Origin of the sequence: Pelagibacterium flavum (assembly GCF_025854335.1) — a bacterium.
In the GTDB taxonomy this organism is placed as follows: domain Bacteria; phylum Pseudomonadota; class Alphaproteobacteria; order Rhizobiales; family Devosiaceae; genus Pelagibacterium; species Pelagibacterium flavum.
Map to the genome: position 1 here is coordinate 1038051 of NZ_CP107716.1, position 25986 is coordinate 1064036.

A 25986-nucleotide genomic window follows, 5' to 3' on the forward strand; every position below is an offset into this window, starting at 1 on the left:
TGCGCGAGACTTGTGCGCCCGACGCTCGGAACTGCGTTGGCGTTCTCGAGCCTGTAGTTTTTAAAACTTTGATTTTCAATAATTTTTTCTTGGATGGTGCAATTGGCATGCTTTGTGCAAAGTCGTTGCCGATGAGCTCCTCCCAAGACGGCTCATAACAGAACTGGCGTCCAAGGGCGGGCGCCGCAAATATGGCAAAGCCGCCAACTGGTGCGTGTGATCGGGCGAAATGTCCCGGTGCGCGTCGGTTGGCGGCTTTTTCGTTTTGCGGTGCGCGGCGTGGTCCATGCCAGACGAATGGTGCAACCGACGGAGACGACAATGAACTGGAACAGGGGCAAGGCCAAAACCGCAGCTTTCGTGCTGCTCGCAACGACGGCACTGAGTGCCGGAGCTGCCAATGCTCAAATGCTTGATCTTGAAAAGGACGAACTGACGTTCGGCTTTATCAAACTCACTGACATGGCCCCGCTCGCGGTCGCTTATGAGAATGGCTATTTCTGGGACGAGGGGCTGTTCGTCACGCTGCAGGCGCAGGCGAACTGGAAGGTTCTGCTCGATGGCGTCATTACTGGCGAACTCGACGGGGCGCACATGCTTGCCGGGCAGCCGTTGGCCGCGACCATCGGCTATGGCACGCCCGCCCATATCGTGACCCCCTTTTCGATGGATCTCAACGGCAATGGGATCACGGTCTCCAACCAGGTCTGGGAGCTGATGAAGCCCCACCTTGAGATGGACGCCGACGGTCGGCCGGTGCATCCGATTTCGGCAGCGGCGCTCGGACCGGTCATCGAGGAATATGAGCTTTCGGGCCGCCCCTTCAACATGGGAATGGTCTTCCCGGTCTCCACCCACAACTATGAACTGCGCTACTGGCTCGCCGCCGGTGGCATCAATCCGGGCTTTTATTCACCCGACGACATCTCGGGTACCATTGCAGCCGATGCCTATCTGTCGGTCACCCCGCCGCCGCAGATGCCCGCCACGCTCGAAGCCGGAACCATCGACGGGTATGCCGTGGGCGAACCCTGGAACCAGGCCGCGGTGTTCAAGGAGATCGGTGTGCCGGTCATCACCGATTACGAAATATGGAAAAACAATCCTGAAAAGGTCTTCGGCATCACCGCTGAATTTGCCGAGCAAAATCCCAATACCACGATCGCCATCACCAAGGCGCTGATCCGCGCTGCCCAATGGCTCGACGAGAACGACAACGCCAACCGTGCCGAAGCCGTCGAAATTCTCTCCCGTTCTGAATATGTCGGTGCCGACGCTGAAGTCATAGCCGCCTCGATGACGGGCACATTCGAATATGAACGCGGCGACGTGCGCGAAATCCCCGATTTCAACGTCTTCTACCGCTATTACGCGACCTATCCGTACTATTCGGATGCAGTCTGGTATCTCACCCAGATGCGGCGCTGGGGACAGATTGCCGACGACAAGCCCGACGATTGGTACGCCGAAATCGCCGAGTCCGTCTATCGCCCTGACATCTACCTCGAAGCAGCGCGTCTGCTCGTCGAGGAAGGGCTGATCTCCGAGGCCGACATTCCCTGGGATACCGACGGCTATCGCGCGCCCACAAACGAGTTCATCGACGGCGTCGTCTATGACGGCACTCAACCCAACGCCTATCTCGACTCCCTCGAAATCGGCCTCAAGTCCGGCGATCGGGTTGAAGGCACCGCCGTCGTGCCGGCCGCAAACTAGCAAAACCTCACACTGGGGGCGGCTGGGTCGGCCCGGCTGCCCGCCAGAAAACAAAGGATGTTTCGACAATGAGCATCGCGACTGACACATCGGAAACCGCGGGTGGCGCGAGCCGCCGCGAAAAGCTCTTTGCAGTCATCAACCGCGCATCGGCCTGGCTGACGGCGCTCGGCTTTGGCTGGCTCACCCCCTTGCTTCGCATCGCAGCCGGTGACGACCCGCGCCAGCAAATGAGCGAGTTGCGGGACAGTCTGCTTTTTCCGCTTATGGGGCTGGTGGTGTTCGTTTCTGGCTGGGCGATCCTTGCGCCGCAGGTCCAGACCTCGCTGGGGGCCATTCCGGGCCCTGTGCAAGTCCTCGAGCAGGCTGGCGGGTTGTGGCAGGATCATCAGGCCGAACGCGAGCGCCAGACGCGGTTCTACCTGATGCAGGAAGAGCGCAATGCCGAGCTTCTGGCCGAGGATCCCGAAGCTGACGTCCGCATCCGCGCCTACACCGGCAACCCGACCTTCATCGACCAGATTTTCACCTCACTCAAGACAGTGGGCCTTGGCTTTGCGTTCGCAACGATCGTCGCGGTGCCGCTGGGCATCGCTTCGGGTCTTTCAAAGCCCTTCAACGGGGCACTCAATCCAATCGTTCAGTTGTTCAAACCCGTGTCGCCTCTTGCCTGGCTGCCCATTGTCACCATGGTCGTGTCGGCGGTTTATGTCGATGCGTCCGAAGCCTTCCCCAAGGCGTTGGTGATTTCAGCAGTAACGGTCACGCTGTGCTCGCTCTGGCCGACATTGATCAACACCACGCTCGGTGTCGCTTCGATCGACAAGGACCTCGTCAACGTTTCCAAGGTACTGCGACTGTCGACCGCCAAGACGGTCACCAAGCTGGTGCTGCCCTCGGCGCTGCCGTTGATTTTCACCGGTCTTCGCCTTTCGCTGGGTGTGGGCTGGATGGTGCTGATCGCCGCGGAAATGCTGGCCCAGAACCCCGGGCTCGGCAAGTTCGTCTGGGATGAATTCCAGAACGGCTCGTCGTCCTCGCTGGCGCGCATCATGGTGGCGGTTCTCACCATCGGCATTATCGGCTTTCTGCTCGACCGGGTGATGTTCACCCTCCAGACCGCCTTCACCTTCTCGTCCGAGCGCTAGGAGGCACCAATGCCGACAATTCTAGAACTCACGGACATTGCCAAGCGCTATGGTGAGGGCGCCAGCCGCACAAGCGTGCTCGAGGGGCTCAATCTCAAGGTCGAGGATGGCGAGTTCGTCGCCATTCTCGGGTTTTCGGGCGCCGGCAAGACGACGCTGATCTCGCTGATGGCCGGTCTGATCGAGCCAGACCGGGGCGGCGTTCTCTACAAAGGCAAGGAGATCGACGGCCCCGGTCCCGAGCGCGGAGTGGTGTTTCAATCCTATTCGCTGATGCCGTGGCTGACGGTTGGCGGCAATGTTGACCTCGCCATCGACGCTGTCCACAAAAGGCTCCCCAAATCCGAGCGCATCGCCCTGCGCAACCGCTATGTGGAAATGGTGGGCCTCTCGCATGCGGTGGACCGGCGTCCGTCCGAGCTCTCGGGCGGCATGCGCCAGCGCGTTGCGGTTGCCCGCGCTCTGGCCATGCAGCCGGAGGTCCTGCTGCTCGACGAGCCGCTTTCGGCGCTCGATGCGCTGACCCGCTCCAAATTGCAGAATGAGTTCGCTGACATCTCACAGGCGGAAAAAAGGACCATCGTGCTCATCACCAATGATGTGGACGAGGCCATCCTCTTGGCGGATCGGGTCATCCCGCTGATGCCGGGACCGGAGGCTACGCTTGGGCCGTCCTTTTCCGTCGATTTCGCCCGCCCCAGGGACCGGGTGGCGCTCAACAGCGATGACAGGTTCATCGCGCTCAGGCGCGAAATAACCGAATATCTCATGGACGTGGGTGCCGGACGGAGCCTATCGGACGAGCGCGATATCACGCTGCCCAATGTCGTGCCGATCACCGTGGGCCGGACCCAGGCGCCAAAGGCCCTCCAGGACGCGGCCCGTGGTTCGGCCAGCGCACGCTATGTGGAATTTTCCGACGTCAAGAAAGTCTATCCCACGCCCAAGGGCCCTCTCACGGTTGTCGATGGGTTCGATCTCAAGATGAAGAAGGGGGAATTTATCACCCTGATCGGGCATTCGGGCTGCGGCAAGTCCACGGTGCTCTCGATGGCTGCCGGGCTCAACGACATATCCTCGGGTGGCATCGTGCTCGATGGCAACGAGGTTGTGGGCGCTGGCCCGGACAGGGCCGTGGTTTTTCAGGCGCCTTCGCTCATGCCGTGGCTCACGACACGCGACAATGTGGCTCTTGGGGTTGATCGCGTCTATCCCAAAGCCAGTGCTGCCGAACGTCGCGACATCGTCGAATATTATCTCGACCGGGTCGGTCTGGGTGATGCGATGGACCGCAGCGCTGCCGATCTTTCCAACGGCATGAAACAGCGGGTCGGCATTGCGCGGGCGTTTGCGCTTTCGCCGAAACTGCTGTTGCTCGACGAGCCGTTCGGCATGCTCGATTCGATCACCCGTTGGGAGCTCCAGGACGTTCTGATGGATGTCTGGGCGCGCACCAAGGTTACGGCCATCTGCGTTACCCACGATGTCGATGAAGCGATCCTTCTGGCCGACCGCGTGGTGATGATGTCGAACGGTCCCAACGCAAAAATCGGCAACATCATGGATGTCGATCTGCCACGCCCACGCTCGCGCAAGGCGCTGCTCGCCCACAAGGACTATTACGCGTACCGCGAGGAGCTTTTCGACTTCCTAGAGGCCTATGAGGGCGGCGCGAACCCCGATCAGGAAACACTCGACCGCATACGCTCCAAGCGCGCCCAACGCGCCGTAGCGGCCGAATAGGAGGACTACAACGATGAAACAGAAGCTTGTCGTTATCGGTGCCGGCATGGCCTCGGGGCGTATGCTCGAGCACCTGTTTGACGCCGATCCCGGCGCCTATGACGTTACGCTCTTTGGCTCCGAACCGCGCGGAAACTACAACCGCATCATGCTCTCCCCGGTCCTTGCGGGCGAGAAAACCTATGAGGAAATCGTCACCCATGACGCGGACTGGTATGAACAACATGGCGTTCAGTGCCAGTTCGGCAAGACGGTCACCAAGATCGATCGTGAGAGCAAGACCGTATTCGCCGATGGTGTCGAAACGCCTTACGACAAACTGGTGATCGCTACGGGGTCAGCCCCGTTCATCATCCCGATCGCCGGCAAGGATTTGCCCGGTGTTATGGCCTTCCGCGACCTCGACGACGTTGAAAAAATGGTTGCAGCGGCTGAAAAGCCAAACGCCAAAGCCGTCGTCATCGGTGGCGGGTTGCTGGGGCTCGAAGCGGCTGCAGCGCTTTCCAACCGCGGCATGGAAGTCGTGGTGCTCCACCTCATGGGGCATCTGATGGAACGTCAGCTCGATCCTGCTGCCGGTTATCTGCTGCAGCGCGAACTCGAAGGGCGTGGCATCAAGATCCACTGCAAGGCGCAGACCAAGGCAATCCTCGGCGAGGACAAGGTCGAGGCCGTCGTTCTCGATGACGGTACGGTTTATGACGCCGATCTGGTGGTGATGGCTGTGGGCATCCGCCCTGAAACGCGCATCGCAACCGATGCCGGCGTCACTGTTGAGCGCGGCATTATCGTTGACGATGCAATGCGGACATCGGACCCTGATATTCTGGCTCTCGGAGAGTGCGTCGAGCACAACGGCATGGTCTATGGTCTGGTTGCACCGCTCTATGACATGGCCAAGGTCGCAGCCAAGACGCTGACTCAAACCGAGGCGGCGTTCAAGCCGGTCCAGACGGCCACGCAGCTCAAAGTAACGGGGGTTAGTCTGTATTCAGCGGGCGACTTCGCCGATGGCGAAGGGCGCGAAGAGATCGTTTTGCGCGACGCAGCGGCCGGGGTTTACAAGCGGCTGGTTCTCGAAGGCGACAAGGTGATCGGCACCGTTCTCTATGGGGAAACCGGCGATGGGGCGTGGTTCTTCGATCTCATCAAGAAAGCTGAGCCGATCAGCACCATGCGCGACACCTTGATTTTTGGCCAGGCCTACCAGGGGGGTGCCGAACTGGACCCTATGGCGGCCGTTGCAGCCTTGCCGGATGATGCAGAAATCTGCGGCTGCAACGGTGTCTGCAAATCCGCGATCACCGGCGCGATCGCATCCAAAGGCCTCAACACTCTCGATGGCGTTCGGGCCCACACCAAAGCATCGGCCAGTTGTGGCTCTTGCACGGGGTTGGTTGAAAAGCTGCTCGCGGCAACCCTCGGGGATTCCTACAATCCGGCCGCGGTGCAGCCGGTTTGCCCGTGTTCGGATCTCGGGCACGATGACGTGCGTCGCCTGATCGTCGCCAAGGAGCTCAAGTCAATTCCGGCGGTCATGCAGGAATTGGAATGGAAAACTTCGTGCGGCTGCGCGAAATGCCGCCCAGCCCTCAATTATTACCTGCTCTCGACATGGCCGGGCGAATATGAGGACGACAACCAGTCGCGCTTCATCAATGAGCGTGTGCACGCCAATATCCAGAAGGACGGCACCTATTCGGTGGTTCCGCGCATGTGGGGTGGCATCACCAATCCGCGCGAATTGCGGGCCATCGCCGATGTCGCCGACAAGTTCGCTATCCCAACCATCAAGGTCACCGGTGGCCAGCGCATCGACCTCTTGGGGGTCAAGAAGGAAGATCTGCCCGCCGTGTGGGGTGACCTCAACGCCGCCGGCATGGTTTCTGGCGCTGCCTACGCCAAAGGACTGCGTACGGTCAAAACCTGCGTCGGGTCGGACTGGTGCCGTTTTGGGACCCAGGATTCGACCGGGCTCGGGGTGCGCATCGAAAAATTCATGTGGGGGAGCTGGACGCCGGCCAAGGTCAAGATGGCCGTTTCGGGCTGCCCGAGAAACTGCGCCGAGGCGACCTGCAAGGACGTTGGCGTTATCTGCGTGGATTCGGGCTACGAAATCCATTTCGCTGGCGCTGCCGGTCTCGACATCAAGGGCACCGAAGTTCTCTGCCATGCCAAGACTGAGGATGAGGCGCTCGAAATCATTGTGGCTCTGACCCAGCTCTATCGCGAGCAGGGGCGGTACCTCGAGCGCATCTACAAATGGGCCAAGCGCGTCGGATCGGCCTCGATCAAGGCGAACATCGTCGATGACCTGGAAAAGCGCCGCCACTATTTCGAGCGCTTTGTCTATTCGCAGAAATTCTCGCAGGTCGATCCATGGGAAGAGCGGGTCAACGGCAAGGACGCGCACGAGTTTGCGGCCATGGCCGAATTCGGCTTTCCCCAGGCAGCGGAGTAGGGCGATGACCGAGTGGATCAAGATCGGACAGCTTTCCGACATTCCCCAGCGCGGTGCGCGGTGCCTCAATACGCCCATCGGCAAGATCGCCGTATTCCGGACCGCTACCGACGATGTCTTTGCGATCGAGGATCGCTGCCCGCACAGGGGCGGGCCGTTGAGCCAGGGCATCGTTCACGGTGCGCAGGTGACCTGTCCTCTACACAATTGGGTGTTTTCGCTCGAAACCGGCGAGGCGCAGGGCGCCGATGAGGGCAAGGTTCAGACGTTTGCGCTTCGCCGCGATGGTGAAACGCTGCTGATCGACGCAAGCTTTGCGCTTGCTGTCGCTGCGGAGTAGCGACTTGACCGAACCCATCCGCACAACCTGTCCCTATTGCGGCGTCGGCTGCGGCGTGCTCGCCACGCCGCAGGACGATGGCTCGGTTCTAATCGCCGGCGATCCCCAGCATCCGGCCAATTTCGGCCGGTTATGCTCGAAGGGTTCGGCGCTGGCCGAAACCATCTCACTGGAAGGTCGTCAGCTCGTTCCCATGATCGATGGCGTTGAAGCCAGCTGGTCCGACGCGCTCGATGCGGCTGCCGGCCGGTTGCGCGCAATTATCGACGCGCACGGGCCGGACGCCGTTGCCCTTTACGGATCGGGACAACTGCTCACCGAGGATTATTACGTCGCCAACAAGCTGATGAAGGGATTTATCGGCACTGCCAATATCGACACCAATTCGCGGCTTTGCATGGCATCCTCGGTTGCCGGGCACAAACGCGCCTTTGGGTCCGATACTGTTCCGGGCACCTATGAGGATCTCGAACTTGCCGATCTGGTCGTGCTGGTCGGATCCAATCTCGCCTGGTGCCACCCGGTTCTCTATCAACGTATCCTCGCGGCCCGGGACGCCAGGCCGGATCTGCGGATCGTGGTGATCGATCCACGCCGCACCAATTGCGCTGAAACCGCCGATTTGCACCTGCCCATCGCTTCCGATGGCGACGTGGCGCTTTTTGCGGGTCTCTTCGCCCACCTTTCAAATGCCGGCGTACTCGATGCCCGCTTTATCGCCGACCACACCACAGGCATTTCCGATGCGCTTGACGCAGCCGACGACTGGACGATCTCTCGCGTTGCAGAGGCAACGGGCCTCTCGACAGCCGATGTAGCGATGTTTTTTGACATGTTCACGGCCACCGAAAGGGTCGTGACCGTCTATTCCCAAGGGGTCAACCAATCGACTTCGGGAACCGACAAGGTCAACGCCATTCTCAACTGCCACCTGGGTACGGGCCGCATCGGGCGGCCGGGTATGGGGCCGTTTTCGATCACCGGCCAACCCAACGCCATGGGCGGGCGCGAGGTGGGCGGTTTGGCCAACATGCTGGCCGCGCATATGGAATTTGACGATGCGGATCGTGTGGCCCGGTTCTGGAATGCGCCCGCCATCGCCACCAAACCGGGGCTCAAGGCCGTCGACATGTTCGATGCCATTGGCGACGGGCGGATTAAGGCCGTGTGGATCATGGCGACCAATCCCGTCGTATCGCTCCCTGACGCCGATGCCGCCCGCAAGGCCCTTGCGGACTGCGACACGGTAATTGTCTCGGACATGTTTGCGACCACCGATACGGCGCGCATGGCTAATATTTTCTTGCCCGCCGCCGGCTGGGGAGAAAAGTCGGGCACCGTGACCAATTCGGAGCGCCGGATTTCACGTCAACGCGCCTTCCGCCCGCTTCCCGGAGACGCGCGTCCCGATTGGTGGATCATTTGCCAGATTGCCAGGCGTCTTGGCTTTTCCGGTTTCGATTACGCTTCGCCTGCCGAAATCTTTGCCGAGCACGCCGAACTTTCGGGGTTTGAGAATCGGGGCAGCCGCGATTTCGATATCTCGGCCCTGGCCGACCGCGATTATGAAACGCTCGCTCCGGCCCAATGGCCGGTGCCACGGTCCGGCAGAGGAGCAACGCGGTTTTTCGGTTCGGGAGGCTTTTTCACGCCGGACGGCAAGGCTCGCATTCTTCCTCTCGCCCCTCCGCCCCCCAAGGATCGCGGGCCGGGCCAATTGATCCTCAACACCGGCCGCGTGCGCGACCATTGGCACACCATGACCCGCACGGGCCGCACGCCGCGCCTTTCAGCGCATTACGCGGAACCCTTCGCCGAAATTCATCCCCACGATGCCGAGCGGCTTTCGATCCGCCGCACCCAGCTCGTCCGGCTCGAGAATGCCTACGGCACCGCTATCGTTCGCGCCCTCGTCACCGACCGGCAGCAGAAGGGCTCGGTCTTTGTGCCCATGCACTGGACGGGGGAAACTGCCGTAACGGGCCGAGCGAATGCACTCCTTGGCCCGTTCACCGACCCGGTTTCCGGGCAACCGGCGCTCAAGATGGGTCGGGTCAGCGCAACGCCGGTCGATGTGGCGCTCTATGGATTCCTCGTGAGCTGCCGCAAGCCCGATCTGAGCACGCTCGACTATTGGGCCGTGGCACCGGCTCGGGAAGGCTGGCGCGCTGAAATCGCGTTCTTTGAGCGTCCCGAGGATATACTTGTCCAGGCCCGCGCCATTCTGGGTCTGCCTGCCAACGCTCAACTGACCACGAGCCTGGATGCCCGAACGGGCCGGATCAACCTTGTCCGCTTTGACGGCGATCGGCTCGATTGCGCGCTTTATCTTTCGCCCGACCCGGTACTCGCCGCCCGCCAATGGATCATCGAACAATTCGCCGGAACACATGACACGCCAATCGCGCGGGCCAGGGTGCTCGCGGGTCGCCCAGGTGCCGATCAGCCCGATCCGGGACCGCTGGTCTGTTCGTGTTTTGGCGTCGGTGCCAACCAGATTGCCGATGCAGTCGTCGGCGGATGCGCCAGCGTGGCGGACATAGGCGATGCCCTGCAAGCGGGCACAAATTGCGGTTCCTGCCGCACAGAAATCGGGAGAATTATCGATGCAAATCGTCTCGCGGCAGCCGAGTAAGGCCGAACCACCCCGGATGGCACGCCTCGACGTGCTTCCGGTTTTCTTCGATCTCAAGGGAAAAAAGGTGCTTGTTGCCGGTGGCGAAGAGCCTGCCGCCTGGAAGGCCGAATTGATGGCCGCCGCCGGTGCGAGAGTGAGCGTTTTTGCTGAACACTTCTGCGAGGAGATGGTCGCGCTCGAAGCGCGTGGAGCCATCCAGTTTGTACAAGGCGATTGGCGGCAGGCGGACTGGGCTGGCCTGGCACTGGCCATAGGGGATTGTTCAGAGGAAGAAGCCGCCGAGTTTGTTGCAATGGCACGAGTGCATGGGGTGCCGGTCAATGTGATCGACAAGCCCGAGCATTGCCAGTTTCAGTTCGGCTCCATCGTCAACCGCTCTCCGCTCGTTGTCGGCATTTCCACCAGCGGAGCGGCGCCGATATTGGGTCAGGCGGTGCGCCGGCGTATCGAGACCCTGTTGCCCAAAACGCTTAGCGCATGGGCGCGGCTTGCACAGTCTGTGCGCTCTATTGTGCTGGATCGGCTCGCCGCCGGCGCGGAGCGCCGCGCTTTCTGGGAGCGGTTCACCGACCTGAGTTTTTCGGGCAAGGAGCCAGTTGGCGACCCGGAGGCGATGATTGCCCACGCGTCGCGGGTACCCTCCGGGCGTGTCACCCTTGTGGGGGCTGGTCCGGGAGACGCGGAATATCTCACCCTCAAAGCCGTCCGCGCGCTGCAGTCCGCCGATGTGATCTTGTTTGACGATCTGGTTTCCGACGATGTTCTTGAACTGGCGCGCCGGGAGGCCAAGCGCATTCTCGTCGGGAAACGCGCTCGCCGGGCGAGTTGCCGTCAGGAAGATATAAATTCGATGATGGCCGACCTTGCCCGCAAGGGCCGGCATGTGGTGCGGCTCAAGTCCGGTGACCCAATGCTGTTCGGACGAGCCGGTGAAGAGATTGCCGCCCTTGAAGCGCAAAATATACCCGTCTCGGTGGTTCCGGGCATTTCGACTGCGTTTGCCCTTGCTGCCGAGTTGGGCATCTCGCTGACCCACCGCGATTGTGCGCAGTCGGTCCGGTTTGTGACCGGCCACGCCCGCAATGGTCAATTGCCCTCAAATCTTGATTGGCGGGCTTTATCCGATCCCGCGACAACTCATGTCTATTACATGTCGGGTGCGACAGCTCCCCAGATTGCCGAGAACCTGCTGGCTCGGGGCATGGACCCGGCCATGCCGGTGCTGATAGCGAGCAATGTCGGTCGTCCGGAGCGACAAATCGTGCGCTGCCGGCTCGATGGGCTCGCCGTGGAAATGAAGGGCCAGCACTTTTCCGGCCCGGTCATCACCGCAATCGGTCAAGCGTTCGGCCGGAGAAGGGCAGAGACTCCCAGGCTCGCAACGGCGTCTGAAGCGGTTGCCGCATACGCCTCATAGGCATTTTGAAAATTACCGACTTGACGACACCTAGTTATGTTTCATAACATAATTCAACTGGGAGGTTGGCCATGTCAAATCTATCGACGCCCATTCGCGAGGTCAGGATGGGCCAAATGTCGGCGCGAGCCGAACGGGCGCAGGACGGAATTGTTCATGTGCGTTCGAGTGAGCAGTTGGCTCCCTATTCGCGCTCCATCCCCGACGCCATCGCGCAATGGGCGGAAAAAACTCCCGATGCACTCATGGTTGCAGATCGCAACAGCGATACGGGCGACTGGCGCAAGTTGAGCTATGCGCAGGTCATGGCGGCCATCAAGCCGCTTGGCCAGGCGCTTCTTGATGCGGGGCTGTCGCAGGACCGTCCGCTGATGATCCTGTCGGGCAATGAAATCGAACATCTCCTGCTTGGGCTGGCCGCCATTTGGGTTGGCATTCCCTACGCGCCGATTTCGCCGGCCTACTCGCTGATCTCCACCGATTTTGGCAAGCTCAAGCATATCGCCGGGCTCCTCACCCCCGGAATGATATATGCGTCCGATGGCGAGAAATTCGGGCCGGCCATCGAAGCGGTGTTCGGCGACAGTGTTCCTCTGGTGGTCAAATCCAATCCGCCATCGGGCCGTAACTCGCGTCTGTTTGATGATCTTGCAGCGACCGGTGTCACAGCAGCGGTGGCTCGGGCCCACGACGCCGTTACGCCCGACACCATTGCCAAGATACTCTTTACCTCGGGCTCGACCGGCATGCCCAAGGGTGTCATCACCACCAACCGCATGATGACCTGCAATCAGGAGATGATCCGCACAGCCCTGGCGTTTCTCAAGGACGAACCGCCGGTGCTTTTGGACTGGATGCCCTGGAACCACGTTGCCGGCTCGAGTCACAATACAGGCATCGCGTTTTACAATGGCGGCAGCTTTTATATCGATGACGGCCAGCCCACCCCCGCAAAAATCGGCAATACGCTGCGCAACCTACGTGATGTTCAGCCCACCATATATCTCACCGTACCCAAGGGGTACGAGTTCCTTGTGGCGGCGTTCGAAGAGGATCACGAGGTTCGGAGCAAGTTCTTCTCGCGCCTGAAATTGATGCAGTATGCGGGCGCCAGCCTGTCCCAGCATGTCTTTGACGGCATGGACAGGGCGGCGCGGGCCGAACTGGGTCAGCGGGTGATGATCATCACCGGCTACGGCTCAACCGAAACCGCTCCCTTTGCCTTCACCACCACCTGGCCGGTTCAGGAGGCGGGACATATCGGGCTGCCGGCGGCGGGTATGGAAATCAAGCTGGTGCCCAATGGCGACAAGATGGAGTTGCGGGTCAAAGGCCCCAATGTCACGCCGGGCTATTGGCGCGACGAAGAAAAAACGCGCGAGGCCTTCGATGAGGAAGGGTTCTATAAAATCGGCGATGCCGTAAGACAGGCCGACGAAAATGATCTGTCCAAAGGCTTCGTTTTTGATGGGCGCGTGAGTGAAGATTTCAAGCTCTCGACCGGCACCTGGGTCAATTTTGCCAGCGTGCGCAAATCGGTAGTCGAGGCGTGCGCGCCTCTGATCCGCGATGTGGTTGTGACCGGCGCGGACCGTAACCATCTGGGCGCGCTGATTTTTCCTGACTTTGAGGCCTGTGCGCGTTTTGCCGGTTTGCCGGCAGGGACGGATCCTGCACAGATTGCGGAACATGCCAGCGTCAAGGACAAGTTTGCGGCTGATCTTGGAGCGCTGGCGAAACGTGCGACCGGCAGTTCCAATCATGTTGCCCGAGCGTATGTGATGACCGCGCTGCCCGATATCGACAAAGGCGAGGTTACTGACAAAGGGTCGATCAACCAGCGTGCCGTTCTGGCGGCCCGCAAGGATCTTGTCGAGGCCCTCTATGCCGAGCCGGTGCCGACCGGCGTTCTAGATCTGCCGAGAAAAGGATAATCCATGACCAAGGGTTTGCGTCTTACATTCGAGGATGCCTGGCTGCTCGGCGGGGCTCGTACGCCGTTCGTTGATTATCGCGGCGCGCTTTCTGACATCTCGCCCATTGATCTAGGTATCAAGGCCGCACGCGCGGCTATCGAAAAAACAGGCGTCGCCGCTTCAGATATCGAAACGACGGTCGCCGGTTCCATGGCTCAGGCATCGTTTGATGCCTATGTCACGCCGCGCCATATCGGGCTCTATGCCGGCGCACCGACCGAGGCACCGGCCCATCTGGTGCAGCGCATTTGCGGCACCGGGCTTGAAGCCATCGCCCAGGCGGCCGATGCGGTCGCGTTGGGCCGCGTCAGTCTCGCGCTCGCGGCCGGTACGGAATCGATGAGTCGTAATCCCATCGCCGCCTATACGCATCGCAACGGCTTTGCCATGGGCAAGGTGGAGTTCAAGGACTTCCTCTGGGAAGCGCTCTATGATCCTGCCGGATGTGTCACCATGGGCGACACCGCCGAAAACCTTGCCAAACAGTACGGCATCGAGCGTGAACGGGTCGACCGCTTCGCTGTTCGCAGTTTCGAGCGGGCAATAGCGGCGCGCGATGGGGGATTGCTGGCCGAGGAAATTGTGCCCGTGGTCAGCGAGACATTCGAAATCGAGGGGATCGATAAGCGATCCATCCGGTTGCCGCGCGGCGTTGAACAGGTGGATACCGACAGCCATATCCGGCCCTCGCCCTACGAGATCCTTTCCAAACTGCGCCCGGCGTTCGGGGGTGTTCAGACAGGCGGCAATTCGTCCGCCATCGTCGATGGCGCCGGTGCGGTGCTTCTAGCGTCTTCGGACTATGCAAAATCCCATAGGCTCACGCCCAAGGCACGCATTCTCGCCTCTGCGGCGGTCGGTGTGCCGCCCCAGATCATGGGTATCGGTCCGGCGCCTGCCATTCGCGCCGTGCTCGAAGCGAGCGGGCTGACGCTGGATCAGATCGGTCGCGTCGAGATCAACGAAGCGTTCGGGGCGCAGATCCTGGCCTGTGTCGATGAGTTGGGCCTCGATGAGGACAAGCTCAACGTCAATGGTGGTGCAATCGCCATTGGCCACCCGCTGGGTGCTACGGGCATTCGGCTCGCGCTCACGCTGGCTCATGAACTGGAGCGTTCGGGCGAACGTTATGGCATCGCTTCGGCCTGCATTGGTGGCGGGCAGGGCATTGCGGTTCTCATCGAAAACCCGAAGGCTGGCTGATGGACATCGCGGGAAAAACAGCAATTGTCACCGGCGGCGCCTCGGGGCTCGGCGCGGCGACGGCCAAGGCTCTGGCTGCGGCGGGCGCGAAAGTCGCCATATTCGACCGCGATGCGGAGAAGGGTGCCATCATCGCCACCGAGATCGGCGGGCGGTTTTTCTCCTGCGACGTTGCGGATGCAGCAAGCGCTGGGGCCGCGATTGCCGACGCGATCGCCGCGCTCGGTACGCCGTCGGTTCTGGTCAATTGCGCGGGCATCGGCACGGCGTCCCGGATTGTCGGCCGCGACGGTCCGATGCCGCTCGATGCGTTCGAGCGGGTGATCCGGGTCAATCTTGTGGGCAGTTTCAACATGATGCGGCTGGCAGCCGATGCCATGCAGGAGCTAGAGCCCGATGCAAATGGCCAGCGCGGCGTCGTGATCTCCACGGCCTCGGTCGCTGCCTTTGAAGGGCAGATCGGGCAGGCGGCTTATGCGGCGTCGAAGGGTGGCATCGTTTCCTTGACGCTGCCGGCGGCGCGTGAGTTCGCCCGGTTCGGGGTGCGTGTTCTGGCTGTCGCGCCGGGGCTGTTCCTCACGCCTCTGCTGGAAGAATTGCCCGCCGAGGCGTTGGATGCGCTGGGGCAATCCATTCCCAATCCGGCTCGACTGGGCAAGCCTGAGGAATTCGCCGATCTGGTTCTGGCAATGGTAGGCAATGACTATTTGAACGGCGAAGTCGTGCGGCTGGACGGTGCGCTGCGCATGGCGCCGAAATAGGACAGGTCCATGTTTTCCAACATCACACGCATCGAAATCCAGTTCGGCGATTGCGACCCGGCAGGCATCGTCTACTACCCCAATTATTTCCGCTTCTTCGACAATGCGACGGCGGCCCTGCTGTCGGCCGCTTTCAAGATGCACAAGCGTCACTGGATCGCCAAGTACGGTATTGCGGGCATTCCGATGGTCGATACGGGCGCGAAATTTTCCAGGCCTTCCCGCTTCGGAGATGTAGTCGAGATTCGCTCGGAAATAACGGCGCTGGGGCGTTCGAGCTTCGGCGTGCGCCATCTCCTCTACAATGAAGGCGAGATCGCCATCGAAGCGCATGAAAAACGCGTCTGGGTCGGCCGCGACCCTGACGATAGCGAAAAGATCGTATCGCTGCCGATACCCGATGATGTACGCGCGGTGCTCGGCTAAGCCGGCACAAACAAACACCGATTTGAACACCAGGCCCGAAGGGAAAGATTATGGCTCAGGACACGGATGTGCTCTCGATTGACCGCAAGGGCACCATTGTCCACCTGACGCTCAATCGCCCCGAAAAGCGTAACGCGCTCAACGATGCGACGATCGCCGCGCTCGATGCGTTCTTTTCGAACGTTCCCGATGCGGCGCGCGCCATCGTTATCGGTGGGGCGGGGGGGCATTTCTCCTCGGGCCTCGATCTTTCCGAACAGGTGCGTCGTGAGCCGCTCGAGGTCATGGCCCATTCGCGCAACTGGCATCGGGTCATGGAGAGTATCCAATACGCTCGCGTGCCGGTGGTTGCCGCCCTGAATGGCGCGGTGATGGGCGGTGGTCTCGAACTGGCTGCGGCCTGTCATGTCCGGGTTGCCGAGGAAAACGTACAGTTCCGCATGCCCGAAGGTATGCGCGGAATTTTCGTTGGCGGCGGTGGCTCGGTGCGGATCGCAAAGCTCATCGGGGATGATCGTCTGATGGAAATGATGCTGACCGGACGCATCTATTCGAGCGCGGAGGGTGAGCGGATCGGTCTCGCCCATTACGCCCTTTCCGAGGGTAGTGCCATCGACAAAGCGTTCGAGTTGGCCGAGCGGATCGCCGAAAATTCTCCCACGATCAACCAATTCATCATCCACGCCATGTCCCGCATTTCCACCATGCCGCCCGAGGCAGGGCTTTATGCGGAGAGTCTTGCTGCGGCGCTGAGCCAGACGGGGCCGGACGCTGAAGAAGGCCTCAACGCGTTTCTTCAGAAGCGCAAGCCGGTGTTCCGATAGGGGAGCCGAGATGCTGGCCGGAATAAAATGACTGCTTTCCCTTGAATTTAAGATGCAGTCAAAATATATCTTACTCCTAACTGAACAGGAGTTTGAAAATGCGTGAGCATGATTTTGGCAGACGTGGTTCCTTTGGCCGTGGCGGGCCTTCCCCCGAGCGCCTGCGTGGGCGCCGTGGCCGGGTATTTGATTCCGCCGAACTGCAGTTGGTGGTGCTTGATCTCATCACCGACCAACCCCGGCACGGCTATGAGTTGATCCGTGAGATCGAGGCGCTGTCGGGCGGGCTCTATGCCCCCAGCCCCGGCATGATCTATCCAACGCTGTCTCTGCTGCTCGAAATGGGCCTCGTGGAGGAAGTCAGCACCGATGGAGCCCGCAAGAGCTTTGCGATCACCGAAGCGGGCAAGGCCCATCTGGCTGAAAACGAAAAGCCGCTTGCCGCCGCGCGTTCTCGGCTGGCGGCGTTGGCCGAAGCCAAGGATCGTGCCGATCCGGCGCCGCTGCGGCGCGCCATGGGCAATTTGCGCGAAGTGCTGATCATTGCATCGCGCAAGCCAGGGTTTGACGAGAAGAAGATTCTCGAGAGTGCCCGATTGATCGACGAGTTGGCAGGAACGATCGAGCGCCTGTAGGGGCTTGAGTTCGGGAGCACTGTGGGGCACACCCATTATGTCTGTGATCGATGGGTGCTCCAATGACAATTACCGATCCGCGCGGCTTTCTGAGCGAATTGTTCGATTGTGCGGTTCGGGCTGCCGATCCAGGCGATGCGATAGCGGCGCATTTGCCCGAACGGCCGCGCGGCCGCACCATCGTCATCGGGGCCGGCAAGGCCGCCAGTGCCATGGCTGCCGCTTTAGAGGCGCTATGGGACGGCCCGCTTGAGGGCATCGTCATTGACCGGCACGGAGAGATCACCCCCACCCGACAGATCAAGGTTTTGCAGGCCGCCCATCCCGTGCCCGACAGCGCCGGTCTCGCCGGGGCGAGAGCCCTGCTCGACAGAGTACAGGGATTGACGGCTGACGATCTTGTCATTGCGCTGATTTCGGGGGGGGGGTCGTCGCTGTTGCCGATGCCGGGTGGCGATCTGACGCTGGACGACGAAATTGCCGTCAACCGGGCCCTTCTCGAGTCCGGCGCGCCCGTCGGGGCGATGAATGTGGTGAGAAAGCACATCTCGGGGATCAAGGGCGGGCGGCTGGCCAGGGCCGCGGCGCCGGCCCGGGTCGTTTCGCTGATCATTTCGGATGTGGCCGGGGATGATCCCGCCGAAATCGCTTCCGGCCCAACCGTGCCGAGCAGATCCACTGCCGGCGATGCGCTTGATATTGTTACACAATATCGCCTGAAGGTGCCTGATGCGGTTTTGGCGCATTTGCGCTCGTCTGCCGCCGTGGCGCCATCGCCCGACGATCCCGACTTTGCCCGCAATAGTGTTTCGGTGATCGCTTCGGCGCGTACCTCGCTTGAAGCGGCGGCGCGCCATGCGCGGGAAAGCGGTGTTCCGGCGGTGATTTTGTCCGACGCCATCGAGGGTGAAGCGCGCGATATCGGGGGAATGCACGGGCTGATGGCGCGGGAAATATCGGCGTTTGATCAACCGTTTACGCGGCCCGTGGTGATGCTTTCGGGAGGTGAGACAACGGTTACCCTGGCCGGCGGGGCTTTCGGAAGAGGCGGACGAAATACTGAATTTCTTCTTGCATTTGCCAAGGCAATTCAAGGGGTTGAAGGGATTGATGCGCTGGCTGCGGATACCGACGGCATCGACGGATCGGAAAACAACGCCGGGGCGTTCGCGGATGGGGGAACATTTGCGCGCATGCGGGCCGCGGGACTTGATCCCAACAGGGTGCTGGCGGGGCATGATGCCTGGAGCGGGTTTTCGGCTATCGGCGATTTGTTCGTGACCGGGCCGACCGGAACAAATGTCAATGATTTCAGGGCGATACTGGTTCGCTAGAGCCTGTTTGTCGTGCAGTCGAACCGGAAAAGTCTTCAACTTTTCCTGACTGCACTCCAGCGACGAACCAGCCAACGAGTTCGGCGGTATTCTTGAGACCCAGCTGGCGTGTCATGCGGTAGCGGTGGGTCTCGACGCTGCGCGGCGAAAGCCCCAGTTCCTGGGCGATTTCGGCATTTGTCTTGCCCTGCGCGACGAGGGTGAGGACCTGGTTCTGGCGTGGTGTGAGGGCTTGCCGGTGGACATCGACCGGGCGTGGAAGGGGATCGAAACAATAGACGGCGCGGGCGAAAGGATCGTTTAAAATCATGGACTTACCGCGTGCCCGGCACCAGAAGCGGGTGCCGTCGCGGTGGGCCATGATGCGCTCGTCGGTATAGGTGCGGCCGCCCGAAAAATTGGTGCGCCAGAGATCGCCCACCATCACGAAATCGGCGACGCCGGGATAGAGAACCTTGAAGCTCCGGTCGGCCAGTTCCTCGGGTAAATACCCGAAAAGACTGGCAAAAGCGGAATTGACCTGCCGGATGATCCGATGGGTCGCATAGACCATGGGAACGGGGAGGTCGTCGAGGGTGAAGTGCAGGCCGGTGTGATCCATGACGTATAAATACGTCTTTGGACGCCCAATGTACACCCGGTACACTGACCCCCTACGCCCAATGGAGGAGACCGTCATGGCGCCCCAAGTCCACATCACCGCCGCGCGGCGCACGCCCATCGGATCGCTCAATGGAAGCCTGTCGGCGCTTGCCGCCCACGAGTTGGGAGCGGCAGCGGCCAAGGCGGCAATCGCCGATGCCGGGATCGCGCCCGAGCACATCGAGGAGGCGATCATGGGGCAGGTGCTGACGGCAGCGGCGGGGATGAACCCGGCGCGCCAGATGGCACGGCTGGCCGGAATGGCTGATGCCACAACGGCGTTCGTTGTCAATCAGGTGTGCGGATCGGGCCTGCGTGCCGTGGCGCTGGGCGCCCAGCAGATCGGAATGGGCGATGCGAATGTGGTGCTGGCCGGCGGGCAGGAATCGATGAGCCGGGCCCCCCACGCCGCTTATCTGCGCTCGGGGACCAAGCTGGGCGATGTCAGTTTCATCGACACCGTGATGAGCGACGGGCTGACCGATGCTTTCGGGAAAATGGCCATGGGGGTGACGGCGGAAAATGTGGTGCGCCAATGCGGGCTGACCCGCGAGCAGCAGGACCAGTTTGCGCTGCGGTCGCAGCAACGCGCCTCGGCGGCGCAAAGGGACGGGAAATTTGCCGGTGAAATCGTGCCCGTCACCATAGCAGGGCGCAAGGGTGAGACGGTTGTCGATCAGGACGAGTTCATCCGGCACGATGCAAGTCTTGAAAGCATGGAAAAGCTGCGCCCGGCCTTTGAAAAGGACGGAACAGTAACGGCGGCAAATTCCTCGGGGATAAATGACGGCGCTGCAGCTCTTGTCCTGATGTCGGACGCGGCGCTCAGGGATCATGGTGCGACATCGCTGGCGCGGATCGTGAGCTGGGCGACGGCGGGTCTTGATCCCAATGTCATGGGCCTGGGGCCGATTCCCGCTTCGCGCAAGGCGCTGGAGAAGGCAGGATGGAGCGTTGGCGATGTCGATCTGTGGGAAGCCAATGAGGCGTTCGCCGCGCAGAGCCTTGCAGTGGTCGGCGAACTCGAGGTCGATCCCGAAAGGGTCAACGTCAATGGTGGCGCTATCGCGCTGGGTCATCCCATCGGCGCTTCGGGTGCGCGGGTTCTGGTGACGCTGGTCCATGAGATGGCGCGGCGGGACGTAAAGCGGGGCGTTGCAACGCTGTGCATCGGCGGTGGCATGGGTATTGCGATGTGCGTGGAGCGGTGAGGTGCCGTATGTCGGAGCGCCGCGGAAGGGATTTTCGGCGCTTCAGGTACTGGGGCCCGGGTCTTCGCCCGGGATGACAATAGAGGGTGGGCCGGCGTTTGGGGATCAGTTCGAGGGCAAGGGCATTTGTCTTGGCCCTGCCCATTAACCGTCGTCACCCCGGCCACCGAGCCGGGGTCCAGCACACCCGGTGCCTGAGGTGTCAGCACAGTTTTGGCTTTGGTTGCCGGAATGGCGTGAGGGAGGGAAACAATGTCTGGATCCAATGACGCAGGGATCGGCGATATCGTCTGGGAGGCCGATGCGGCCCGGAAAGAAGGCTCGGCCTTGTGGCGGTTTGCCGAGGCAACGCGCCATTGCCATGGGGCCGATCCGTCCGATTATGGGGCGCTGCTGGACTGGTCGATCCGCGAGCCGAACGCGTTTCATGATGCGTTGTGGGATTTTCTGGGCGTTGTGGGGAGCAAGGGTGAGACCGCATTTGTGGCGGGCGAAACCATAAGGGACGCGAAATTTTATCCCGGCGCGCGGCTCAACTATGCCGAGAACCTTCTGACCCGGCGCGACGATGGGGTGGCGATCATCGCCCATCGCGATGACGGCACGCGACGCGAGATGAGTTGGGGTGGGCTTTATGATCGGGTGTCGCAGGTCGAACAGGCGTTACGAGCCGAAGGCGTGGCCGAAGGCGACCGGGTGGGAGCGATCGTTACCCACGATATCGAGGCGATCGTCTTCTATCTGGCGACGTCCGCCATCGGAGCGATCTGGTCGTCGTGCTCGCCCGATTTCGGCCCTGCCGGGGCCAGCGACAGGCTGGGGCAGATCGACCCCAAGGTGCTGGTCGCGGTGCCCGGCTATGGATATGCAGGCAAGGCCATCGACGTTTCGGCCACGATCCGGGCGGTTGCCGAGGCAACCAAGCTCAAAAAGATCGTGCTTTTAGGGGCGGTGCCGGAAAGCCTTGTTGATCTCGATTGCGTGGCGCTGGACGATTGGATCGAACCGTTTGTGCCGCAAGAGATCGCCTTCAACCGCATGGAGTTTTCCGCGCCGCTGGTCATTCTTTATTCCTCGGGCACGACGGGCAAACCCAAGTGCATCGTCCATTCGGGCGCCGGGCTTTTAATCCAGCACAAAAAAGAGCAGATGCTCCATTGCGACATCAGCGAAGGCGAGCGGTTCTTCTATTTCACCACCTGCGGATGGATGATGTGGAACTGGCAGGTGTCCGGGCTGGCGCTGGGGGCGACGCTTGTCACCTATGACGGCAACCCGTTCCATCCCGAGCCGGGACGGCTTATCGACCTGATCGACGAGGACGGGATCGCCATTTTCGGCACCAGCGCCAAATATATCGACGCCTGCGCCAAGGCAGGACTAAAACCGAAAGACACGCATCGGCTTTCGCAATTGCGGCTGATCCTTTCGACGGGATCGCCGCTGATCGCGCCGAGTTTCGATTACATTTATGCCGACTGGAAACCGGATTTGCATCTGGCTTCAATTTCGGGCGGGACCGACATCTGCGCGTGCTTTATCGGCGGCAACCCGCTGTTGCCGGTGCGGCGCGGCGAATTGCAGTGCGCGCTGTTGGGCATGGATCTCGATACGCTCGACGATGTGGGACGGCCGGTCTCAGGCGTGCCAGGGGAATTTGTGTGCCGCAACGCGCATGTTTCGATGCCCGTCTCGTTCTGGGGCGACGCTGACGGATCGCGCTACACCGAAGCTTATTTCGCGCGCTTTCCCGGCATCTGGGCGCATGGAGATTTCGTGGAGAAGCGGCCTTCTGGCGGGTTCATCATTCACGGACGATCCGACACCACGCTCAATCCGGGCGGCGTGCGGATCGGCACGGCGGAGATTTACCGGCAGGTGGAAACCATTGCCGCGATCGAGGAAGCGATTGCCGTGGGCCAGGATTTCGACGGGGATCAGCGGGTGATCCTGTTCGTCAAATTGCGGGAGGGGCAGGTGCTCGATGCGGCACTGGAAAAGGAGATCCGGACGCGCATCCGGTCAGGCGCCAGCCCGCGGCACGTGCCGGCAAAGATTATTGCCGTCACCGCGATCCCCCGGACACGCTCGGGCAAGATTTCCGAGACCGCCGTACGCGACGTGATCCATGGGCGGGTGGTCAAGAACACCACGGCGCTGGCCAACCCCGAGGCGCTGGAGCAGTACAGGGACATCGCGGCGCTGCGCGAGTAGCTGCCGGTTTTTGGCGACGAGAGGCCTTTAGATGGACCCCGGGAATAAATCCCGGGGTGACAGGGGGAGGGGTGGCATGGGCGTTCTTGCATCCGCCGCCTTGTCATTCCGGAAGTTAGTGGCGGTAGGAGCGACTTCTGCGGCTGTGCGCTGATAAAACGGTTCAAACCTGTGGGAGTAGCTGCCGGTTTTTGAGGCGGACAGGCCTTTAGATGGACCCCGGGAACAAGTCCCGGGGTGACAGGGGGAGGGGAGGGAGGTGCGTGTCAAAACCAATATTGTCATTCCGGGAACAGTTCCGGGAATCCAGCTAGCGGCGGCGCCGTGAAATCGGGCAGTTGTGGATCAGATCAGCCGTTCGTAGAGATCGTCCCAATCGGGATTGTCCTTTTCGATCTGTTTGATCTTCCAGGTGCGCGGCCATTCCTTGAGCGTTTTTTCCCGCTGGATGGCGATTGTCACATCCTCGTGGATCTCGGCATAGACCAGGCGGTGAACCTTGTAGAGACGGGTAAACTTTCCGCCTTTTCCCTGCCGATGTTCCCATACCCGACGCGCGATGTCGTTGGTGACCCCGATATAGAGGGTGCCGTTGCGCCGATTGCACAGGATGTAGGTGTAATAGGGCATTGGAGGAAATTGTCCACGCAGGGCGGGCTTGGCAAGTGTTTTGACTCCCCAGCGATCAACTGCCGGTTTTTGGCGACGAGAGGCCTTTAGATGGACCCCGGGAATAAATCCCGGGGTGACAGGGGGAGGGGGTAAGGCATTAATAAAAAACGCTCTGTCATCCGGCCCTGAGCCGGGATCCAGTACACTCAGCGCTCGCGACAGAACCGCCGCCTCTGCCGCTTACTGGTTCCCGGGTCTTCGCCCGGGATGACAGGGGGTGGAGGCGGCACCGCTACAACAACCACCGTCATTCCGGTATGTTCCGCAGGGCAATCGGTTCCCGGATCGATTGCTGATCCTGCTCCAATCCCGGAATCCATCTAAAGGCGGGAGCGGCGGGCGGGCGGAGACGATTTCGCCTCAGCCCGCACGTGCCCATGGCTCCAGCACCTCGCGGGCGGCGGTGCGGCCCTTGTCGGTGAGGAGGAGGCTTTCGCCTGAGCGGGTGACAAGGCCGTCGGCGAGGGATTTGGCGAGGATGGCGTCGGATTTGGCCTGGCTCCAGTGCAGGTGCTCGCGCAGGGCGGCGGTGACGTTCTCTTCCTTGGCCGTGGGGTCGTCTTCGTGGTTGAACAGATGGACGGCCAGGGTGCGCGCCGCGTTTTCAGCGACACGGGCGCGGCGGCGTGCGTTCTGGGCAACCAAGCCATAGCGAGGGCCGAAGGCGAGGGCGGCAACAAAGCACGCGCCGGTCATCATGGCCATCATGCCGCCGATGGACACGTTGAACCATACGGCCAGCCAGTACCCGGCAATCGAGGAAATGATGGCGATGGCTGCGCCGAAGGCCAGCATGAGCGAAAGACGATCGGTCATGAGGTAGGCCGCCGAAGGCGGCACGATGACGAAGGCGATGAACAAGATTGCGCCCACGGAATCGAACGCGGCGACCGCGGTTCCCGAGAGCAGCGCCAGAAGCGCGTAGGACAGCAGGACGGGGGCAAAGCCCAGCGCCTTGGCCAGCGCCGCATCGAAGGTTGCGAGCTTGAGTTCCTTGTAGAGCATGGTGACGAAGGCGAGGTTGAGAAGCGCCATCACGCCCATCCAGACGACCGCCTGGGGCACAAGATAGCCGCCGATGTCGTAGGTGTTGAGCCAGACGAAGCCGATCTCGCCCAACAGGACGGTGTGCTGGTCGATATGGACGTCGCGGGCGTAGATGTTAATGAGCAGCACGCCGATGGAAAACAGGGCGGGAAAGACCAGCCCGATGGCGGCGTCGGCCTTGACGCGACGGGTGGCGGTCAAAAGCTCGGTCAGCGCCACGGTCAGAAGCCCGGTCAACGCCGCACCGATGATCTGGACGGGGCCGCTGGCCTGTCCGGTCAGCATCCAGACGACGATGATGCCGAAGACGATGGAATGGGAAATGGCGTCCGACAGCATCGAGGCGCCGCGCAGGATGAGGAAGGTGCCCAGCAGCGATGCGGCGATGCCGACCAGCGCTCCGGTGAGCATGATCATGGCGTCGGGGGAGTTGAAAAAGGCGGACAGCATGGCACTCATTGCGGTCCACCTCCCAGATCCGCGCGGGCCTCGGCGAGACCGGCTTGCGTCAATGTCCAATGGGGCGTCGGCTCGGGGTGGTGGCGGGTGGCGGTGACCAGCCCGCGTGATTGCAGGCGCTTGAGCGCGGAGGCCGTGCCGGTGCCGTGATAGGCATCGAGCATGGCCTGTTCTGCGGGATAGGCGGGGTCGTTGTGTTCAGCGGCGAGGCGATAAAGCGTTGCCAGAACGCGGCGGCCGCGCAGGCTCTTGCTGTTTTCGCGCTGGCGCAGCAGGGCGGGAAGCAGCCCGCGTTCGGGGGAAAAAAGCAGCGAGATGACAACGATGGCCGATACGGCGAGGACGATCAGCGGGCCGGTGGCCAGGCCCCTGCCTGTGGCGCTGACCAGGGCGCCGAAGACGCCCGAGATCATGCCGAACAGGGCGGCGAGGCTGACCATGGTGCCCAGCCGGTTGGTCCATTGGCGCGCCGCGACGGCGGGGGCGATGATCATGGCCGCCATGAGCACGACGCCGACCATCTGCAGGCCGATGACCACGGCCAGCGCGATCATCGTGGTCAGGCCCGCTTCGAGCGCGAGGACCGGCAGGCCCAGCGTTCTGCCATAGCTCGGATCGAAGGTTATGAGCTTGAATTCCTTCCAGAACAGGGCGACCAGACCAAGCGCAAAAAGGGCGATGGCGCCCATGACGAAAAGATCGGAGCGCAGGATGGCGGCGGCCTGACCAAAAAGGAAGGATTCAAGCCCGCCCTGGGCGGCGTTGCCGGCGTTCTGGATAAAGGTCAAAAGCGCGATGCCGAGGGCAAAAAAGATCGAGAGCACGATGCCGAGACTCGCGTCGGTCTTGAGCCTTGTGGTGCGGCTGAGCGCCAGGACGATCAGCGCGGCGAGGGCGCCGGTGACCAGCGCACCAACCAGAATGGCGGGCAGGCTGCGCGTGCCGGCGATGAGGAACCCCAGGCAGATGCCGGGCAGGGCGGCGTGCGAGAGCGTGTCGCCAAGCAGCGACTGTTTGCGCAGCACCGCGAAACTGCCCAATACGCCCGAAACGATGCCGAGCAGGGCGGCGCCGATCAGGACGTTCTGGATGGTGTAATCGGAGAGCAGGGCGAACATT

The 25986-nt window shown here is 61.6% G+C and carries 20 protein-coding genes; 16 read left to right on the forward strand and 4 right to left on the reverse strand.

Translation table 11 applies throughout. The features are described from left to right. Nucleotides 1-321 precede the first annotated feature (321 nt). The 14 genes from OF122_RS05195 (at nucleotide 322) to OF122_RS05260 (ending at nucleotide 18622) form a co-directional block, all read left to right on the forward strand. Nucleotides 322-1716 carry a CmpA/NrtA family ABC transporter substrate-binding protein gene (locus OF122_RS05195; protein ID WP_264226749.1) on the forward strand — a complete coding sequence of 465 codons (1395 nt, stop codon included), beginning with the start codon at nucleotides 322-324 and terminating at the stop codon, nucleotides 1714-1716. A 68-nt stretch (nucleotides 1717-1784) separates the two neighbouring features. Then, nucleotides 1785-2864: an ABC transporter permease gene (locus OF122_RS05200; RefSeq protein WP_264226750.1), complete on the forward strand. Its 1080-nt coding sequence runs from the start codon at nucleotides 1785-1787 to the stop codon at nucleotides 2862-2864. Nucleotides 2865-2873: 9 nt separating this feature from the next. Next, a complete protein-coding gene (locus OF122_RS05205) occupies nucleotides 2874-4607 on the forward strand; it encodes an ABC transporter ATP-binding protein (RefSeq protein WP_264226751.1) in 1734 nt (577 codons plus the stop codon). A gap of 13 nt (nucleotides 4608-4620) precedes the next feature. Beyond that, nucleotides 4621-7068 carry a nitrite reductase large subunit NirB gene (gene nirB, locus OF122_RS05210; protein WP_264226752.1) on the forward strand — a complete coding sequence of 816 codons (2448 nt, stop codon included), beginning with the start codon at nucleotides 4621-4623 and terminating at the stop codon, nucleotides 7066-7068. Nucleotides 7069-7072: 4 nt separating this feature from the next. Continuing rightward, nucleotides 7073-7408 carry a nitrite reductase small subunit NirD gene (gene nirD / locus OF122_RS05215; protein WP_264226753.1) on the forward strand — a complete coding sequence of 112 codons (336 nt, stop codon included), beginning with the start codon at nucleotides 7073-7075 and terminating at the stop codon, nucleotides 7406-7408. 4 nt (nucleotides 7409-7412) lie between these two features. Continuing rightward, complete coding sequence (locus OF122_RS05220; RefSeq protein ID WP_264226754.1) at nucleotides 7413-10043, forward strand: nitrate reductase; 2631 nt, start codon at nucleotides 7413-7415, stop codon at nucleotides 10041-10043. Next, complete coding sequence (gene cysG / locus OF122_RS05225) at nucleotides 10015-11463, forward strand: siroheme synthase CysG (protein ID WP_264226755.1); 1449 nt, start codon at nucleotides 10015-10017, stop codon at nucleotides 11461-11463. The genes OF122_RS05220 and cysG overlap by 29 nt, the downstream gene beginning before the upstream one ends. A gap of 71 nt (nucleotides 11464-11534) precedes the next feature. After that, nucleotides 11535-13397: a feruloyl-CoA synthase gene (locus tag OF122_RS05230; RefSeq protein ID WP_264226756.1), complete on the forward strand. Its 1863-nt coding sequence runs from the start codon at nucleotides 11535-11537 to the stop codon at nucleotides 13395-13397. 3 nt (nucleotides 13398-13400) lie between these two features. After that, nucleotides 13401-14642 (forward strand): thiolase family protein, encoded by a 1242-nt coding sequence (locus OF122_RS05235; protein ID WP_264226757.1) that lies wholly within the window; start codon nucleotides 13401-13403, stop codon nucleotides 14640-14642. Continuing rightward, nucleotides 14642-15403 (forward strand): SDR family NAD(P)-dependent oxidoreductase, encoded by a 762-nt coding sequence (locus OF122_RS05240; RefSeq protein WP_264226758.1) that lies wholly within the window; start codon nucleotides 14642-14644, stop codon nucleotides 15401-15403. The genes OF122_RS05235 and OF122_RS05240 overlap by 1 nt, the downstream gene beginning before the upstream one ends. A 9-nt stretch (nucleotides 15404-15412) precedes the next feature. After that, nucleotides 15413-15829: an acyl-CoA thioesterase gene (locus OF122_RS05245; protein WP_264226759.1), complete on the forward strand. Its 417-nt coding sequence runs from the start codon at nucleotides 15413-15415 to the stop codon at nucleotides 15827-15829. Nucleotides 15830-15879: 50 nt separating this feature from the next. Beyond that, nucleotides 15880-16653: a crotonase/enoyl-CoA hydratase family protein gene (locus OF122_RS05250; protein WP_264226760.1), complete on the forward strand. Its 774-nt coding sequence runs from the start codon at nucleotides 15880-15882 to the stop codon at nucleotides 16651-16653. A gap of 98 nt (nucleotides 16654-16751) precedes the next feature. Continuing rightward, complete coding sequence (locus tag OF122_RS05255) at nucleotides 16752-17288, forward strand: PadR family transcriptional regulator (RefSeq protein ID WP_264226761.1); 537 nt, start codon at nucleotides 16752-16754, stop codon at nucleotides 17286-17288. Between the two features lie 62 nt (nucleotides 17289-17350). Further along, a complete protein-coding gene (locus OF122_RS05260) occupies nucleotides 17351-18622 on the forward strand; it encodes a glycerate kinase type-2 family protein (protein WP_264226762.1) in 1272 nt (423 codons plus the stop codon). On the opposite strand, the gene OF122_RS05265 is transcribed toward OF122_RS05260, so the two are convergent. Continuing rightward, entirely contained in the window at nucleotides 18600-19223 is a 624-nt protein-coding gene (locus OF122_RS05265) for a helix-turn-helix transcriptional regulator (RefSeq protein ID WP_264226763.1), read from the reverse strand. The two genes, OF122_RS05260 and OF122_RS05265, sit on opposite strands and share 23 nt — an antisense overlap. Nucleotides 19224-19299: 76 nt before the next feature. On the opposite strand from OF122_RS05265, the gene OF122_RS05270 reads away from it, so the two are divergent. Next, nucleotides 19300-20475, forward strand: a complete 1176-nt coding sequence (locus OF122_RS05270) for an acetyl-CoA C-acetyltransferase (RefSeq protein WP_264226764.1) — start codon at nucleotides 19300-19302, stop codon at nucleotides 20473-20475. 252 nt (nucleotides 20476-20727) lie between these two features. Continuing rightward, the gene (locus tag OF122_RS05275; protein WP_264226765.1) at nucleotides 20728-22689 is read left to right on the forward strand and encodes an acetoacetate--CoA ligase; all 1962 of its coding nucleotides are present in this window, start codon (nucleotides 20728-20730) and stop codon (nucleotides 22687-22689) included. 345 nt (nucleotides 22690-23034) lie between these two features. Here OF122_RS05275 and OF122_RS05280 read toward each other — a convergent pair whose 3' ends face one another. The 3 genes from OF122_RS05280 to OF122_RS05290 form a co-directional block, all read right to left on the reverse strand. Then, on the reverse strand, nucleotides 23035-23319 hold the full coding sequence (locus OF122_RS05280; protein ID WP_264226766.1) for a GIY-YIG nuclease family protein: 285 nt from the start codon (nucleotides 23317-23319) through the stop codon (nucleotides 23035-23037). Nucleotides 23320-23721: 402 nt separating this feature from the next. After that, nucleotides 23722-24867 (reverse strand): metal ABC transporter permease, encoded by a 1146-nt coding sequence (locus OF122_RS05285; RefSeq protein WP_264226767.1) that lies wholly within the window; start codon nucleotides 24865-24867, stop codon nucleotides 23722-23724. Then, nucleotides 24864-25985, reverse strand: a complete 1122-nt coding sequence (locus OF122_RS05290; protein WP_264226768.1) for a metal ABC transporter permease — start codon at nucleotides 25983-25985, stop codon at nucleotides 24864-24866. Before OF122_RS05290 ends, OF122_RS05285 begins: the two co-directional genes overlap by 4 nt. Nucleotide 25986: the final 1 nt, after the last annotated feature.

What these genes read in the sequence shown, in the direction of transcription:
- OF122_RS05255 (WP_264226761.1), top strand. Translation starts at nt 16,752, where the DNA reads ATGCGTGAGCATGATTTTGGCAGACGTGGTTCCTTTGGCCGTGGCGGG.
- OF122_RS05280 (WP_264226766.1), bottom strand. Translation starts at nt 23,319, where the DNA reads ATGCCCTATTACACCTACATCCTGTGCAATCGGCGCAACGGCACCCTC.
- OF122_RS05240 (WP_264226758.1), top strand. Translation starts at nt 14,642, where the DNA reads ATGGACATCGCGGGAAAAACAGCAATTGTCACCGGCGGCGCCTCGGGG.
- OF122_RS05230 (WP_264226756.1), top strand. Translation starts at nt 11,535, where the DNA reads ATGTCAAATCTATCGACGCCCATTCGCGAGGTCAGGATGGGCCAAATG.
- OF122_RS05270 (WP_264226764.1), top strand. Translation starts at nt 19,300, where the DNA reads ATGGCGCCCCAAGTCCACATCACCGCCGCGCGGCGCACGCCCATCGGA.
- cysG (WP_264226755.1), top strand. Translation starts at nt 10,015, where the DNA reads ATGCAAATCGTCTCGCGGCAGCCGAGTAAGGCCGAACCACCCCGGATG.
- OF122_RS05250 (WP_264226760.1), top strand. Translation starts at nt 15,880, where the DNA reads ATGGCTCAGGACACGGATGTGCTCTCGATTGACCGCAAGGGCACCATT.
- OF122_RS05290 (WP_264226768.1), bottom strand. Translation starts at nt 25,985, where the DNA reads ATGTTCGCCCTGCTCTCCGATTACACCATCCAGAACGTCCTGATCGGC.
- OF122_RS05205 (WP_264226751.1), top strand. Translation starts at nt 2,874, where the DNA reads ATGCCGACAATTCTAGAACTCACGGACATTGCCAAGCGCTATGGTGAG.
- OF122_RS05285 (WP_264226767.1), bottom strand. Translation starts at nt 24,867, where the DNA reads ATGAGTGCCATGCTGTCCGCCTTTTTCAACTCCCCCGACGCCATGATC.
- OF122_RS05235 (WP_264226757.1), top strand. Translation starts at nt 13,401, where the DNA reads ATGACCAAGGGTTTGCGTCTTACATTCGAGGATGCCTGGCTGCTCGGC.
- OF122_RS05200 (WP_264226750.1), top strand. Translation starts at nt 1,785, where the DNA reads ATGAGCATCGCGACTGACACATCGGAAACCGCGGGTGGCGCGAGCCGC.
- OF122_RS05275 (WP_264226765.1), top strand. Translation starts at nt 20,728, where the DNA reads ATGTCTGGATCCAATGACGCAGGGATCGGCGATATCGTCTGGGAGGCC.
- OF122_RS05265 (WP_264226763.1), bottom strand. Translation starts at nt 19,223, where the DNA reads ATGGATCACACCGGCCTGCACTTCACCCTCGACGACCTCCCCGTTCCC.
- OF122_RS05245 (WP_264226759.1), top strand. Translation starts at nt 15,413, where the DNA reads ATGTTTTCCAACATCACACGCATCGAAATCCAGTTCGGCGATTGCGAC.
- nirD (WP_264226753.1), top strand. Translation starts at nt 7,073, where the DNA reads ATGACCGAGTGGATCAAGATCGGACAGCTTTCCGACATTCCCCAGCGC.
- OF122_RS05195 (WP_264226749.1), top strand. Translation starts at nt 322, where the DNA reads ATGAACTGGAACAGGGGCAAGGCCAAAACCGCAGCTTTCGTGCTGCTC.
- nirB (WP_264226752.1), top strand. Translation starts at nt 4,621, where the DNA reads ATGAAACAGAAGCTTGTCGTTATCGGTGCCGGCATGGCCTCGGGGCGT.
- OF122_RS05260 (WP_264226762.1), top strand. Translation starts at nt 17,351, where the DNA reads ATGACAATTACCGATCCGCGCGGCTTTCTGAGCGAATTGTTCGATTGT.